Source organism: Streptomyces sp. NPDC023838 (genome assembly GCF_040639555.1).
Lineage (GTDB): Bacteria > Actinomycetota > Actinomycetes > Streptomycetales > Streptomycetaceae > Streptomyces.
Genome location: NZ_JBFAAD010000005.1, coordinates 108,367 through 122,402 on the forward strand (window position 1 = coordinate 108,367; position 14,036 = coordinate 122,402).

Genomic DNA, 14,036 nt, shown 5'->3' on the forward strand with positions numbered 1-14,036 from the left:
CCGGACCGAACCCGACCGAAGGACGATCTGCGGGGCCGTGGTCCATCTGGCAGACTCTCTCGCTATGGGTGAAATGACCGTGAAGACTCAGGAAGGTACGGCGGACACCCCGTCGGCCGCCTCGTCGGCTGCGCCCACACCCGTCTCCGAAGAGCACGTCACCGAAGCGCCGACGACGCCGGTCCCGGTAACACCCGCCACCCTTCTCCAGCGGCTGCGCACCCCGCGCCGCCCCCGGATCTGGTTCGAAGTCCTGCTGATCGCGGTGAGTTACTGGACGTACTCACTGATCCGCAACGCCGTCCCCGAGCAGAAGTCGCAGGCGCTCGACAACGCCGACTGGATCTGGTCGGTGGAGCAGCACCTCGGCATCGCTGTGGAGCGGTCCGTCAACCACACCGTCAACTCGGTGGCATGGCTGATCACCGGCATGAACTACTACTACGCCACGCTCCACTTCGTGGTGACGATCGGCGTCCTGGTGTGGCTCTTCCGCAGCCACCCCGGCCGTTACGCGGCATCCCGGCTGATCCTCTTCGCCACCACCGGCGTGGCCCTGGTGGGCTACTACTTCGTCCCACTGGCGCCGCCCCGCCTGATGAACAACGGCGACTTCGTCGACACCGTCGTGGTCCACCACACCTGGGGTTCGATGGCCTCGGGCGACCTGAAGAACATGTCGAACCAGTACGCGGCGATGCCGTCCATGCACATCGGCTGGTCGCTGTGGTGCGGCCTGACCGTCTTCGCCCTCGCCAAGGCGCCCTGGGCGCGGATCCTCGGCCTGCTCTACCCGACGGCGACCCTGGTCGTCATCGTCTCGACCGCCAACCACTTCTGGCTGGACGCGGTGGGCGGCATCCTGTGCCTGGCCTTCGGCTTCCTCGTCTCGTACGCCTGGTACGGCAAGCTGCCGCACCTGCTGGCGAGGCGCGTCGAGAACACGCCACGCGGCCGCGCGGTCACCGTGACCACGCGCGCGTAGCCGTTCCTCACCTGCCCTGACCGCGCCCGCTCCGGATAGGCTCGGATCCGACCTTGATCCGGCGCCGGAGCCGGGCGCGGTGCAGTGGGAGGCGGCGGGATGACGGCGGTGCCGGGGCGCAGGAGCAGCACCTTCACACGGCTGCTGCGGTTCGGCTTCACCGATCCGTCGCAGGCCGAGCGGCTGCTCGACACCCCGGAGCTCGGCTCCGTACGGACCGATCCGGTGCTCCTGGACGCGCTGGGGGCGACCGCGGACCCCGATCTGGCGCTCGCCTCCCTGGTACGGATCGTGGAGGCGCAGGACCCGGCCGAGCGGCAGGCGCTCCTGGACACCCTGATCAGCGCCAAACCGCTGCGGGACCGCCTGCTCGGGGTCCTGGGGGCCTCCGAGGCGCTCGGGGACCATCTGGCCCGGCATCCGCGCGACTGGCACGCGCTGGTCACCTACGAGGCCGTGGACCTGCACCCCGGGGTCGCGGAGTTCGAGCGGGGCCTCGCGCGGGCCCAGGACCCGGTGTCGCTGCGGGTCGCCTACCGCAGATGCCTGCTGGCCATAGCGGCGCGCGATGTGTGCGGGACGACCGATGTGGCCGAGACGGCCGCCGAGCTCGCGGACCTGGCCACCGCCACCCTGCGGGCGGCGCTCGCCATCGCCCGGACCGCGGCCCCGGACGACGCCGCGATATGCCGGCTCGCGGTGATCGCGATGGGCAAGTGCGGCGGCCACGAGCTGAACTACGTCTCCGACGTCGACGTGATCTTCGTCGGGGAGCCGGCGGACGGCGCCGACGAGCGCAAGGCGCTCCAGGCCGCCACCCGGCTCGCCTCGCACCTGATGCGGATCTGCTCCGAGACCACCGTCGAGGGCACCATCTGGCCCGTCGACGCCAATCTGCGCCCCGAGGGCCGCAACGGCCCGTTGGTGCGCACGCTCTCCTCGCACCTCGCGTACTACCAGCGCTGGGCCAAGACCTGGGAGTTCCAGGCGCTGCTCAAGGCACGGGCGGTGGCCGGGGACCCGGAGCTGGGGGCCGCGTACATCGAGGCGGTCTCGCCGCTGGTGTGGCAGGCCGCCGAGCGCGACAACTTCGTCGCCGACGTGCAGAAGATGCGCCGCCGGGTCGTCGACAACATCCCGGCGGCGCAGGTCGACCGCGAGCTGAAGCTGGGGCCCGGCGGGCTGCGGGACGTCGAGTTCGCCGTGCAGCTGCTCCAGCTGGTGCACGGGCGCGGTGACGCGACCCTGCACAGCGGCACCACCCTGGACGCGCTCGGCGCGCTGGCCGCGGGCGGCTACGTGGGGCGCGCGGACGCCGCCCAGCTCGACGACGCGTACCGCTTCCTGCGCGCGATGGAGCACCGCATCCAGCTGTACCGGCTGCGCCGCACCCATCTGGTCCCCGAGGACGAGGCCGACCTGCGGCGCCTGGGCCGCTCGCTCGGCCTGCGCACCGAGCCGGTCAGCACGCTCAACCGGGAGTGGAAGAAGCACGCCTCCGTGGTGCGGCGCCTGCACGAGAAGCTCTTCTACCGGCCGCTGCTCGACGCGGTCGCCCAGCTCTCCCCCGGCGAGACCCGGCTCAGCCCGCGCGCGGCCGGGCAGCGCCTGGAGGCCCTGGGGTACGCGGACCCGGCCTCGGCCCTCAGACACCTGGAGGCGCTCTCCTCGGGCGTGACCCGCAAGGCCGCCATCCAGCGCACCCTGCTGCCGGTCCTGCTCGGCTGGTTCGCCGACTCGGCCGACCCGGACGCGGGCCTGCTGGGCTTCCGCAAGGTCTCCGACGCGCTCGGCAAGACCCCGTGGTACCTGCGGCTGCTGCGCGACGAGGGCGCGGCGGCCGAGAACCTGGCTCGGGTGCTCTCGGCCGGCCGCCTCGCCCCGGACCTGCTGCTGCGCGCCCCGGAGGCGGTGGCGATCCTGGGCGACCCGGAGGGCCTGGGGCCACGCGGGCGCGAGCCGCTGGAGCAGGAGGTGATGGCCGCGGTGGGCCGCTCCGAGAGCGCCGAGGGCGCGGTGGCCGCGGCCCGTGGCGTACGCCGCAGAGAGCTGTTCCGCACCGCCGCGGCCGATCTGATCGGCTCGTACGGTACGGAGGAGAGCCCGGCCGAGGAGGACCCGGGGGCGCTGGTGGACCGGGTCGGGAACGCGGTGACGGACCTGAACGCGGCGACGCTCGCGGGCGCGCTGCGGGCGGCCGTGCGGGCGGAGTGGGGCGAGACCCTGCCCACCCGGTTCGCGGTCATCGGCATGGGCCGCTTCGGCGGGCACGAGCTGAGCTACGGCTCGGACGCGGACGTCCTGTTCGTCCACGAGCCGCGCGAGTTCGTCGACGAGCAGGAGGCCACGCGGACCGCCACCCGGGTCGTCGCCGAGATGCGCCGGCTGCTCCAACTCCCCACCTCGGACCCGCCGTTGCTGATCGACGCGGATCTGCGCCCGGAGGGCAAGAGCGGCCCGATGGTACGCACCCTGGCGTCGTACGCCGCGTACTACCGCCGCTGGTCGCTGGTGTGGGAGAGCCAGGCGCTGCTGCGCGCCGAGCCGATGGCGGGCGACGCGGAGCTCGGTCGGCGGTTCGTCGAGCTGATCGACCCGCTGCGGTACCCGGCCGAGGGGCTCGGGGACGACGCGGTGCGGGAGATCAGGCGCCTCAAAGCCCGGATGGAGTCGGAGCGGATGCCGCGCGGCGCCGATCCCACGCTCCACACCAAGCTGGGGCGCGGCGGCCTCTCGGACGTCGAGTGGACGGTCCAGCTGCTCCAGATGCAGCACGGCTGGGCCGAGCCGGGCCTGCGCACCACCCGCACCCGGGAGGCACTCTCGGCCGCCCACGCGGCGGGGCTGATCTCCACGGAGGACGCGGTGACGCTGGACGACGCGTGGGTGCTGGCTACGCGGGTGCGGAACGGGGTGATGCTGGTGCGGGGGCGTCCCGGGGACACGTTCCCGTCGGACGGGCGCGAGCTGGCGGCGGTCGGCCGGTATCTGGGGTACGAGCCCGGTCATGTCGGGGACATGCTGGACGACTACCGCCGGGTCACGCGGCGGGCGCGGGGTGTGGTGGAACGCCTCTTCTATGGGGCATAACCGTTTTGAGCGCGGCTGCGGGCCGTCCCCAACTGGTCGCGCAGTCCCCCGCGCCCCTTGAGTGCCGCTGCGCGACCAGCCCCCACCGGCCCGCGGACAACGAACGACCCCATTCGTTCCCACTACCTTCACCCGCAAGGATCTTCCGGTCTCCACACCCCACCCCTAACCTCACGGTGCACCGCCCCCCACATCCCCCCTCACCGGAGGTACCGCCGTGTCCGGCTGGTCCATACCCCGCCGCCGTACCCGCACCGCCCTCTTCTCCGCCGTCGGCCTCGCCGCCGCGTCCGCCGGCCTGTGGGCCGGGCTCGGCGGGACGTCCGCCGCCTCGACGACGGCGGCCGTGCCCACCCCCGACCACACCGTGGTCGTGGTCTTCGAGAACCACGCGTACAACCAGGTCATCGGCAGCTCCAGCGCCCCGTACATCAACTCGCTGAAGAGCGGCGGCGCCAACCTCACGCAGTCGTTCGCCGAGACCCACCCGAGCCAGCCCAACTACTACGCGATGTTCTCCGGCTCCACACAGGGCATCACGGACGACAGCTGCGTCAAGGTCGGCTTCTCCTCCGCGCCCAACCTGGCCTCCGAGGTCATCGCCCAGGGCAAGACGTGGGCGAGCTACAACGAGTCGCTGCCCAGCCAGGGCTCGACCACGTGCAGCAGCGGCAAGTACGCGCAGAAGCACAACCCGTGGTTCGGCTTCTCCAACGTGCCGACCTCCAGCGCCAAGACCCTCGCGCAGTTCCCGACGGACTTCACCACGTTGCCGACCGTCTCGTACGTCGTGCCGAACCTGTGCAGCGACATGCACGACTGCTCGGTCTCGACCGGGGACACCTGGCTGAAGAACAACCTGAAGGCGTACGCGGACTGGGCCAAGACCCACAACAGCCTGCTCGTCGTCACCTTCGACGAGGACAACCGGCTCGCGGGCAACAAGATCGCGACGGTCTTCTACGGCCAGCAGGTCATCCCGGGCTCGTCGTCCTCCACCACGTACAACCACTACAACGTGCTGCGCACGATCGAGGACATGTACGGCACCACGCACGCCGGCCAGGCCGCCAACGCCTCGGACATCACGGGCATCTGGGCCTCCTGACGTGTACGTAGCAGACAGCCGCAGCTCTCCCGCGGCCCCCGCCGCCCGGCTCACCCCCGGGCGGCGTTCCGCCGTGGCCCCGACCGTGCTCGCGCTCGGCGCGGTCAGCCTGATCACCGACGTCTCCTCGGAGATGGTCACCGCCGTCCTGCCGCTCTATCTGGTCACGGGCCTGGGCCTGTCCCCGCTCGGCTTCGGGCTGCTGGACGGCGTCTACAACGGCTTCAGCGCGCTGGTCCGCCTGGTCGGCGGGCATCTGGCCGACCGGGGCGGACGCCACAAGGCCGTGGCCGTGTTCGGCTACGGCCTGTCGGCGGTGTGCAAACCCCTGCTCCTGGTGGCGGGTTCACTGCCGGTGATCGGCGCGGTGCTCGCGGCCGACCGGACCGGCAAGGGGCTGCGCACGGCGCCCCGCGACGCGATGATCTCGCTGGCCTCGGCGCCCGAGACGCGCGGGCGGGCGTTCGGCGTGCACCGCGCGATGGACACGGCGGGCGCGCTGCTCGGCCCGCTGGCAGCGTTCCTGATCCTCCGTCAGGCGGTGGACGGATACGACGCCGTCTTCACCGTGAGCTTCTGTGTGGCGGCGGTGGGCGTCCTGGTCCTGGTGTTGTTCGTGCCCGCGCGTACGGCCGCCGCCGAGCGGGCCCCGGACGCGCCGCGCGCCTCGCTGCGGGCGGCACTGGCGCTGCTCGGCGAGCGCGAGGTGCGCCGACTCGCGCTCTGTGCCCTGCTGTTGGGCCTGGCCACGGTCAGCGACTCCTTCGTCTACCTCCTGCTCCAGCGGCGCCTGGACGTGCCCGACCGCTGGTTCGCGCTGCTGCCGCTGGGGACCGCGGCCGCGTTCCTGCTGCTGGCCGTGCCGTTGGGCCGCCTCGCCGACCGGGTGGGCCGCTGGCGGGTCTTCCTCGGCGGCCATGCGGCGCTGCTGTGCGCGTACGCCCTGCTGCTCCCGGGCCGGCCCGGGGCGGCGCTCCCGTACGTCGTCCTCGCCCTGCACGGTCTCTTCTACGCGGCGACCGACGGCGTCCTGATGGCCGCGGCTGCGGGCGCCGTCCCGGCCGAACTCCGCTCCAGCGGGCTCGCGTTGATCCAGACCGGCCAGGCCTCGGCCCGCTTCGTCTGCTCGATCGCGTTCGGCGCGGCCTGGACGGCGTGGGGCGACCGCACCGCGCTGGGCACGGCGGCCGTGGCGCTCGCGGTATGCGCGGCGGGGGCGGTGCTGCTGCGCCCGGCGGACGTGTCCGAGACCGACGGGGGAAGGCCCGCATGACCCGCGTGACCCACATGACTCTCCGCACCAAACTGATCGTCCTCGTGACGGCCCTGGTCGTCCTCGCGGGCGTGGCCACCGCGTCCGTGCTGCACGCGGCGGGCCGCGAGGACCGCAAGAACCAGGTGCAGGCGGGCGGCCCGCCGGTGGAGGGCGGCCAGGTCTCGCTCGCCCCGTCCTCCGGCCGCCGGATCGTCTTCCGCAACATGGCCTGGGGCCCGCACCGCGACGAGCTCGCCACGGTCCCGGCCGCCGACCCGTCGGGGCCGCGCACCGCCTCCGGGGTGAAGTGCCTGCGCTTCTACGCCGCCGCCGGGACCGGGGTGTGCCTGCGGGCCGAGCGGGGCACGGTGCGGGACGGCTACGGCGCGGTGATCCTGGACGCGCGGCTCGAAGAGCGCGCCCACTACAGCCTGCCGGGCATCCCGACCCGGGCGCGGGTCTCGCCGTCCGGACATCTGGCCGCCTGGACGGTCTTCGTGGGCGGCGACTCGTACGCGGGCACCGACTTCTCCACCCGCACGGCGATCCTGGACACCCGCACCGGCGAGCTGACCAAGACCCTGGAGGACTTCGCGATCGAGCGCGACGGCCACCCGTACCACGCCTCGGACGTGAACTTCTGGGGCGTCACGTTCGCCGACGACGAGCACTTCTACGCGACGATGGCGACGGGCAGGAAGACGTACCTGGTCCGGGGCGACCTCCCGTCCCGCAAGGTCACGACGCTCCGCACCAACCTGGAGTGCCCGTCCCTCTCCCCCGACGGCACCCGCCTCGCCTTCAAGAAGCGTGTCCCCGGCCTCCCGGCGGACGCCCCCTGGCGCCTGTACGTCCTGGACCTCGCCACGATGCGCGAGACGGCCCTGACGGAGCCGCGCAGCGTGGACGACCAGCTGGTGTGGCAGGACGACCACACGGTCACGTACTCCCTGCCGGGCGACTACGGGGCCGACCTCTACACGCTGCCGGCGGACGGCACGGGCGCGCCCCGCCGCCTGCTGACGGCGGGGCTGGCGCCCGCGTATCTGGGGCGCGGCCAAGGCCCCTCCGGTGGATCTCGTCCGGACGCGTCCTAGTCCTTGTGGGAGCGGTACGACTCGCGTTCCATCTCGCGGACCTCGACCAGGACGTGCAGTCGGCGGCCCTCCGGGGCCGTCGCGTGCTTGCGGGCGATGTCGCGGACCGCTTCGGCGAGCTGCTCGCGGGTCTGCCGCGTGCGGCCGGTGAGGATGGAGAGCTGGATGAAGACGGCGTCGATGTCGTCCTCGCCCTCGCCGAAGTACGACTCCTCTATCCGCCGGAAGCGCGACTTGAAGGCCTCGGCCGGGGCGTCGACGATGGCCGGCGCGGCGGCGTGCACCTCGCGCGCGAAGGCCTGGCGGTCGAAGGTCCCGGTGAGACGTTCCGAGTACTCGACATCGACGAAGGGCATGCTCAATCCTCTGGTCGCACGGCAGAACCGGCTGGCTCTCAGCAGCGGCAACCGGCCGCCGCCGGGCGCTATTCCCGGGCGCGCCGACGGGCCCGCCCGGGGCGGGGGCGGGCCCGTCGGCGGGTGCCTCAGGAGGGCTGGATCAGCCCGATCAGATTCCCGTCGGGGTCCTTCACGGACGCCGTCAGCCGGCCGCCGCCCACGTCCTGGACGTCCTGGACCGACTCCGCGCCCGCGTCGAGCAGGGCCTTCACGCTCTTCTTGATGTCGTCGACGTGCCAGTACGGAACCGGCCCCGTCATCCCCTTGCCGTGCCCGTTGGGATCCAGGCCGATCTCCTGGCCCGCCGCGTTGAACTGCACGTAGTACGGCTCGTCCATCACGGGATCGGCGCCGAGCAGCCCGCCGAACAGGGCCTTCGCCCGGTCGATGTCCTTGACGGGGTAGATGATCGTCTTCAGGCCCTGGGTCATGGGGATGTGCTCCTCGCGGTGCGTACGGCAGGAGCGGCTTCCGGCCGCCCCTGCCATGACACACCCGGGCGGCCGGACGCGCCCGCCGGCGTCACCCGAACGCGTCTACAGCACCGGGAGGTTCTTCCGCAGCTCGAACGCCGTGACCTCGCTGCGGTACTCCTCCCACTCCTGCTTCTTGTTCCTGAGGAAGAAGTCGAAGACGTGCTCGCCGAGCGTCTCGGCGACCAGTTCGCTGCGCTCCATCAGCGAGATCGCCTCGCCCAGGTTCTGCGGCAGCGGCTCGATGCCCATCGCGCGGCGCTCGGAGTCCGAGAGCGCCCAGACGTCGTCGTCGGCGCCCGCCGGGAGCTCGTAGCCCTCCTCGATGCCCTTGAGGCCGGCCGCGAGGAGCAGGGAGTACGCCAGGTACGGGTTGCAGCCGGAGTCCAGGGAGCGGACCTCGACGCGGGAGGAGCCGGTCTTGCCGGGCTTGTACATCGGCACGCGGATCAGCGCGGAGCGGTTGTTGTGGCCCCAGCAGATGTACGAGGGGGCCTCGCCGCCCGCGCCCGCCGTGCGCTCCGAGCCGCCCCAGATGCGCTTGTAGGAGTTGACCCACTGGTTGGTGACGGCCGAGATCTCGGCGGCGTGCTTGAGCAGGCCCGCGATGAAGGAGCGGCCGACCTTGGAGAGCTGGTACTCGGCGCCCGACTCGTAGAACGCGTTGCGGTCGCCCTCGAAGAGCGAGAGGTGGGTGTGCATGCCGGAGCCGGGGAACTCCGAGAACGGCTTCGGCATGAACGTCGCCTGGACGCCCTGCTCCAGCGCCACCTGCTTCATGACCAGGCGGAACGTCATGATGTTGTCGGCCGTGGAGAGCGCGTCCGCGTACCGCAGGTCGATCTCCTGCTGGCCCGGGGCGCCCTCGTGGTGGCTGAACTCGACCGAGATGCCCATCGACTCCAGCATGGTGATCGCCTGGCGGCGGAAGTCCATGCCGACGTTCTGCGGGGTGTGGTCGAAGTAGCCGGAGTTGTCGGCGGGCACCGGGCGGGTGCCGTCCAGCGGCTTGTCCTTCAGCAGGAAGAACTCGATCTCGGGGTGGGTGTAGAAGGTGAAGCCCAGGTCCGAGGTCTTGGCGAGGATCCGCTTGAGGACGAAGCGCGGGTCCGCGAAGGACGGCGAGCCGTCGGGCATCAGGATGTCGCAGAACATCCGCGCGGTGCCCGGGGCCTCCGCGCGCCACGGCAGGATCTGGAACGTGCTCGGGTCCGGCTTGGCGATCATGTCGGACTCGTACACCCGGGCGAAGCCCTCGATGGCCGATCCGTCGAAGCCGATGCCCTCGTCGAACGCCTGCTCCAGTTCGGCAGGAGCCACCGCGACCGACTTCAGGAAGCCGAGCACATCGGTGAACCACAAACGCACAAACCGGATGTCACGCTCTTCGAGGGTGCGGAGCACGAACTCCTGCTGCTTGTCCATAGCCACATCCTTGCAGTTCAGACGGCCTGTGCACCACCGCCCGGGCATGAGGGGGAGACATCAGTATCAGGGCCCGGGATTACCGCCACATTACGCACCCTCTATGACCTGCCGCACGTCACCTCCCCACAGTCGCACCGGGTTCCGTGTGGGGCGAGGCCGTGGGGGATACTCGCTGCTCGTCGTACGCAGAAACGTGGGAGAACCGAAGCATGACCGGCACCCAGATGGAGCCCCCGGATACCGTCGCCGCAACGCCCGCGCGGGAGCCCGCCGTCCGCCGCTGGCGGGCCTGGCTCCTCGACGGACTGTCCGAGCACTCCGCGCGCCACCCCGGACCGCACGGCACCCCGCCGCAGGAGCACAAGGGCCACTCGTGGTGGCGGGTGATGTGCCTGACGGGTGTGGACTACTTCTCCACCCTCGGCTACCAGCCGGGCATCGCGGCCCTCGCGGCCGGACTGCTCTCCCCGATGGCCACCCTCGTACTGATCGCGCTGACCCTGCTCGGCGCGCTGCCGGTCTATCGGCGCGTGGCCGAGGAGTCCCCCAACGGCGAGGGCTCCATCGCCATGCTGGAGCGGCTGCTGCCCTGGTGGGCGGGGAAGATCTTCGTCCTGGTGCTGCTCGGCTTCGCGGCCACCGACTTCATGATCACGATCACGCTCTCGGCGGCGGACGCCTCGGCCCACGTCGTGGAGAATCCTTTCGCCCCGGACTGGCTGCACGGCTCCAACCTCTGGATCACGCTGGCCCTGGTCGCGGCGCTGGGCGCGGTCTTCCTCAAGGGGTTCAAGGAGGCCATGGGCGTCGCCGTGGTCCTGGTCGCGGTCTACCTCACGCTCAACCTGGTCGTACTCGCCACCGCCGTCGGCAAGATAGCCACCGAGCCGGTCGTGGTGAACGACTGGTGGCACGCGATGAGCGCCGAGCACTCCTCGCCGCTGGCGATGGTCGGCGTCGCCCTGCTGGTCTTCCCCAAGCTCGCGCTCGGCATGTCCGGCTTCGAGACGGGCGTGGCGGTGATGCCGCAGATCACCGGCGACGCCTCCGACACGTACGCGAAGCCGCTCGGCCGCATCCGCGACACCCGCAAGCTGCTGACCACCGCGGCCCTCGTCATGAGCGGCTTCCTGCTGGTCTCCAGCCTCGCCACGACGATCCTCATCCCGGAGGCGGAGTTCAAGACGGGCGGCGACGCCAACGGCCGCGCGCTCGCCTACCTCGCCCACCAGCACCTGGGCGAGGCCTTCGGCACGGTGTACGACGTGTCGACCATCGCGATCCTCTGGTTCGCCGGGGCGTCGGCGACGGCCGGGCTGCTCAACCTCGTCCCGCGCTACCTCCCGCGCTACGGCATGGCCCCGGAGTGGACCCGCGCGGTGCGCCCGCTGGTGCTGCTCTTCGTGGCGATCGCCTTCTTCATCACCTGGTGGTTCGACGCCGACGTCGACGCGCAGAGCGGCGCGTACGCGACCGGGGTGCTCGTCCTGATGCTGTCGGCCGCGTTCGCCTCGACCGTCGCCGTACTGCACCGGGGCAAGCGGGCCGCCGCCCTCGGGTTCGCCACCATCACCGCCGTCTTCGCGTACACCCTGGTCACCAATGTCATCGAGCGGCCCGACGGACTGAAGATCGCGCTGCTGTTCATCCTGGCGATCCTGCTCTCGTCGTTCGCGTCCCGGGTGCACCGGGCGTTCGAGCTGCGGGCCACCGAGGTGACCTTCGACGAGGCGGCGGGCCGGTTCATCGACGAGGCGGCGAAGAGCGGCCCGCTGCGGCTGATCGCCAACGAGCCGCAGGAGCACAGCACCCGGGAGTACCGCGCCAAGGAGTACAGCCAGCGCGAGGAGACCCACATCCCCGACGGGCGGCCGGTGCTGTTCCTGGAGGTGTTCGTGCAGAACTCCTCGGACTTCACCACCGAGCTGACCGTGCACGGCGACGAGAAGCACGGGGTGCGCAGGCTGCGGGTGGAGGGCGCGGTGGTGCCCAACACCATCGCGGCGGTGATGATGAAGGTGCGCGAGCGCACCGGCGAGGTGCCGCACGCCTACTTCAACTGGACCGAAGGCCATCCGCTCAGCCATCTGCTGCGCTTCCTGGTCTTCGGCGACGGCGAGGTCGCCCCGGTCACCCGTGAGGTGCTGCGGCGCGCCGAGCCGGACCTGAAGCGGCGTCCGCGCGTCCACGTGGGCTGACGGGCGGAGGGGCGCGGGCCCGGTTCCGGCCGGGTGGCCGGATCTTGGCCGACCCCACCCTGCCGCGCGGCGCGCTCCCTCGCCTAGCATCTGCGCCTATGGGGGGAGTGCGACGCCTTGGCATCACACGTCCCGTGGCGCTGCTGAGCGCCATGGCGACGCTCCTCGCCGCGCTCTTCCTCTGCCTCACCGCGGGTGGCACGGCGAGCGCCGACCCCGTCCCCCGGGCCCAGCACGCCGTACCGGTGAGCGGCGCGGCGCAGTACAGCTGTCCGAGCGACCGGCGCGACTGCGGGCTCTTCCCGCACGCGGACCCGGCCGTGCTCACCGCGCCGCCGCCGCTCGACACTTCGGCGCCGGGGGGCGCGCACGCGGTACGGACCGCCGCGGTCCGCCCCTCGGGGGCGCCGGTCCGGGGCGGAGCCCGGCCACGGGCGCCCGGCCTTCATGTCCTTCAGGTGCTGCGGACGTAGCTCCACTGGTTGTGCGGTCTTTGACGGTTTTTGACACCTCCCCGACTTCCCCATCACCAGAAGGACTTGAGCCCCCATGGCCACCAAGGAAACGAAGAGCTCGCGCCAGGCGCGGATAGCCGAGATGCGCCGTGCCGAGCAGGCTCGCGAGCGGCGCAACAAGATCGTCGCGGTCACCGTGTCGGTGGCGATCGTCGTCGGACTCGTCGGCTTCGGCGCCTACCTGCTGAACAAGGAGTCCGCGGACAAGGACAAGCAGCAGGCCCAGAAGGCCGCCGACGCCAAGGCGACCATCGCGGGCGAGAAGGACTGGGACCCGAAGAAGCTCACCCGCAACCACGTCTCCAAGAAGGTGTCGTACCCGATGAAGCCGCCGGTCGGCGGCGACCACGACCAGGTGTGGATGAACTGCGGCGGCGTCGTCTACAAGAAGCCGGTCCCGGACATGAACGCGGTGCACTCGCTGGAGCACGGCGCGGTGTGGGTGACGTACAACGACAAGGCGCCCGCCGCCGATGTGCAGAAGCTCTCCGACAAGGTCTCCAAGACGCCGTACTCACTGATGAGCCCGTACCAGGACCAGGCCGGGGCGATCATGCTCAGCGCGTGGGGCAAGCAGGTCACCGTGACCAGCGCGGACGACCCGCGGGTCAGCCAGTTCTTCGCCAAGTACGTGCAGGGCGCGCAGACCCCGGAGCCGGGCGCGGCGTGCACGGGCGGGCTGGACCAGAAGTGAACCGCACCTACTGGGCTTCCCTCGCGGCGGTCGTGGCGGCGCTGGTGTTCGCGACGGTGGCCACGGTCGCCAATGCCACCGGCGACGGTGACTCCGAGCCCGCCGCGCACACGCCGACCGCCGTCTCGGCGGACGCCGGCTTCGCGCGCGACATGGCCATCCACCACCAGCAGGCGGTGGAGATGTCGTTCATCGTGCGCGACCGCACCCAGAACGAGGAAGTGCGCCGCCTGGCGTACGACATCGCCAACACCCAGGCCAACCAGCGGGGCATGCTGCTCGGCTGGCTCGATCTGTGGGGGTTGCCCAAGTCGGAGCCGGAGCAGCTGCCGATGGCCTGGATGGGCATGGGCAGCGAGCCCGGCGCGGACGGCGCCCTCATGCCCGGCATGGCGACCAACACCGAGCTCGACCGGCTGCGCAAGGCCGACGGCAAGCAGGCGGAGATCCTCTACCTCCAGCTGATGACCGAGCACCACAAGGGCGGCGTCCACATGGCCCAGGGCTGCGCCCAGAAGTGCACCACCGAGGTGGAGCGCGCTCTGGCGCAGGGCATGGTCGACTCGCAGCGGTCGGAGATCGACCTGATGGCACAGATGCTGAAGGCACGCACGTAACCCGGGCTTAGGGGACCACACCTTCCCAACGCCATCAAAACGGACCCAAGTCCCGCCTCATGGGCGGGACTTGGGTTTCTCTTGACATAGGCATGCCCCCTGCATGAACCGATCGTCACCAGAGTGACGCTGTCCAGTGAAAGCCTCAAGCAGGGGGTCACATGAGAACAGGCCGCAC

General features: G+C 71.4%; 12 protein-coding genes. 9 read left to right on the plus strand and 3 right to left on the minus strand.

The features are described from left to right. Positions 1 to 73: 73 nt before the first annotated feature. The 5 genes from AB0G17_RS08315 (at position 74) to AB0G17_RS08335 (ending at position 7,535) form a co-directional block, all read left to right on the plus strand. Positions 74 to 985, plus strand: coding sequence for a phosphatase PAP2 family protein (locus AB0G17_RS08315; RefSeq protein ID WP_361377469.1), 912 nt, complete (start codon positions 74 to 76; stop codon positions 983 to 985). A 99-nt stretch (positions 986 to 1,084) separates the two neighbouring features. Continuing rightward, complete coding sequence (locus AB0G17_RS08320; protein WP_361377472.1) at positions 1,085 to 4,075, plus strand: bifunctional [glutamine synthetase] adenylyltransferase/[glutamine synthetase]-adenylyl-L-tyrosine phosphorylase; 2,991 nt, start codon at positions 1,085 to 1,087, stop codon at positions 4,073 to 4,075. A 217-nt stretch (positions 4,076 to 4,292) separates the two neighbouring features. Further along, on the plus strand, positions 4,293 to 5,183 hold the full coding sequence (locus tag AB0G17_RS08325) for an alkaline phosphatase family protein (RefSeq protein WP_361377475.1): 891 nt from the start codon (positions 4,293 to 4,295) through the stop codon (positions 5,181 to 5,183). Between the two features lies 1 nt (position 5,184). Next, positions 5,185 to 6,456 carry an MFS transporter gene (locus tag AB0G17_RS08330; protein ID WP_361377478.1) on the plus strand — a complete coding sequence of 424 codons (1,272 nt, stop codon included), beginning with the start codon at positions 5,185 to 5,187 and terminating at the stop codon, positions 6,454 to 6,456. 14 nt (positions 6,457 to 6,470) lie between these two features. Continuing rightward, the gene (locus AB0G17_RS08335; RefSeq protein WP_361378051.1) at positions 6,471 to 7,535 is read left to right on the plus strand and encodes a TolB-like translocation protein; all 1,065 of its coding nucleotides are present in this window, start codon (positions 6,471 to 6,473) and stop codon (positions 7,533 to 7,535) included. On the opposite strand, the gene AB0G17_RS08340 is transcribed toward AB0G17_RS08335, so the two are convergent. The 3 genes from AB0G17_RS08340 to AB0G17_RS08350 form a co-directional block, all read right to left on the minus strand. Next, positions 7,532 to 7,891 carry an isomerase gene (locus AB0G17_RS08340; protein WP_361377481.1) on the minus strand — a complete coding sequence of 120 codons (360 nt, stop codon included), beginning with the start codon at positions 7,889 to 7,891 and terminating at the stop codon, positions 7,532 to 7,534. The genes AB0G17_RS08335 and AB0G17_RS08340 overlap by 4 nt on opposite strands. A 128-nt stretch (positions 7,892 to 8,019) precedes the next feature. Then, entirely contained in the window at positions 8,020 to 8,364 is a 345-nt protein-coding gene (locus tag AB0G17_RS08345; RefSeq protein ID WP_361377484.1) for a VOC family protein, read from the minus strand. 105 nt (positions 8,365 to 8,469) lie between these two features. After that, complete coding sequence (locus AB0G17_RS08350; protein WP_266978977.1) at positions 8,470 to 9,831, minus strand: glutamine synthetase family protein; 1,362 nt, start codon at positions 9,829 to 9,831, stop codon at positions 8,470 to 8,472. A 227-nt stretch (positions 9,832 to 10,058) separates the two neighbouring features. Between AB0G17_RS08350 and AB0G17_RS08355 the strand changes: the two genes are divergently transcribed. From AB0G17_RS08355 to AB0G17_RS08370, 4 genes are all read left to right on the plus strand, one after another. Beyond that, positions 10,059 to 12,032 (plus strand): amino acid transporter, encoded by a 1,974-nt coding sequence (locus AB0G17_RS08355; RefSeq protein WP_361378054.1) that lies wholly within the window; start codon positions 10,059 to 10,061, stop codon positions 12,030 to 12,032. Positions 12,033 to 12,166: 134 nt separating this feature from the next. Next, complete coding sequence (locus AB0G17_RS08360; protein ID WP_361377487.1) at positions 12,167 to 12,505, plus strand: hypothetical protein; 339 nt, start codon at positions 12,167 to 12,169, stop codon at positions 12,503 to 12,505. A 76-nt stretch (positions 12,506 to 12,581) separates the two neighbouring features. Then, a complete protein-coding gene (locus tag AB0G17_RS08365; RefSeq protein WP_361377490.1) occupies positions 12,582 to 13,241 on the plus strand; it encodes a DUF3105 domain-containing protein in 660 nt (219 codons plus the stop codon). Then, entirely contained in the window at positions 13,238 to 13,858 is a 621-nt protein-coding gene (locus AB0G17_RS08370; RefSeq protein ID WP_361377493.1) for a DUF305 domain-containing protein, read from the plus strand. The genes AB0G17_RS08365 and AB0G17_RS08370 overlap by 4 nt, the downstream gene beginning before the upstream one ends. Positions 13,859 to 14,036 lie beyond the last annotated feature (178 nt).

Bases quoted from the DNA above. Each gene is read 5' to 3' on its own strand.
- AB0G17_RS08320 (WP_361377472.1), top strand. From the start codon at position 1,085: ATGACGGCGGTGCCGGGGCGCAGGAGCAGCACCTTCACACGGCTGCTG.
- AB0G17_RS08315 (WP_361377469.1), top strand. From the start codon at position 74: ATGACCGTGAAGACTCAGGAAGGTACGGCGGACACCCCGTCGGCCGCC.
- AB0G17_RS08345 (WP_361377484.1), bottom strand. From the start codon at position 8,364: ATGACCCAGGGCCTGAAGACGATCATCTACCCCGTCAAGGACATCGAC.
- AB0G17_RS08365 (WP_361377490.1), top strand. From the start codon at position 12,582: ATGGCCACCAAGGAAACGAAGAGCTCGCGCCAGGCGCGGATAGCCGAG.
- AB0G17_RS08340 (WP_361377481.1), bottom strand. From the start codon at position 7,891: ATGCCCTTCGTCGATGTCGAGTACTCGGAACGTCTCACCGGGACCTTC.
- AB0G17_RS08350 (WP_266978977.1), bottom strand. From the start codon at position 9,831: ATGGACAAGCAGCAGGAGTTCGTGCTCCGCACCCTCGAAGAGCGTGAC.
- AB0G17_RS08335 (WP_361378051.1), top strand. From the start codon at position 6,471: ATGACTCTCCGCACCAAACTGATCGTCCTCGTGACGGCCCTGGTCGTC.
- AB0G17_RS08355 (WP_361378054.1), top strand. From the start codon at position 10,059: ATGGAGCCCCCGGATACCGTCGCCGCAACGCCCGCGCGGGAGCCCGCC.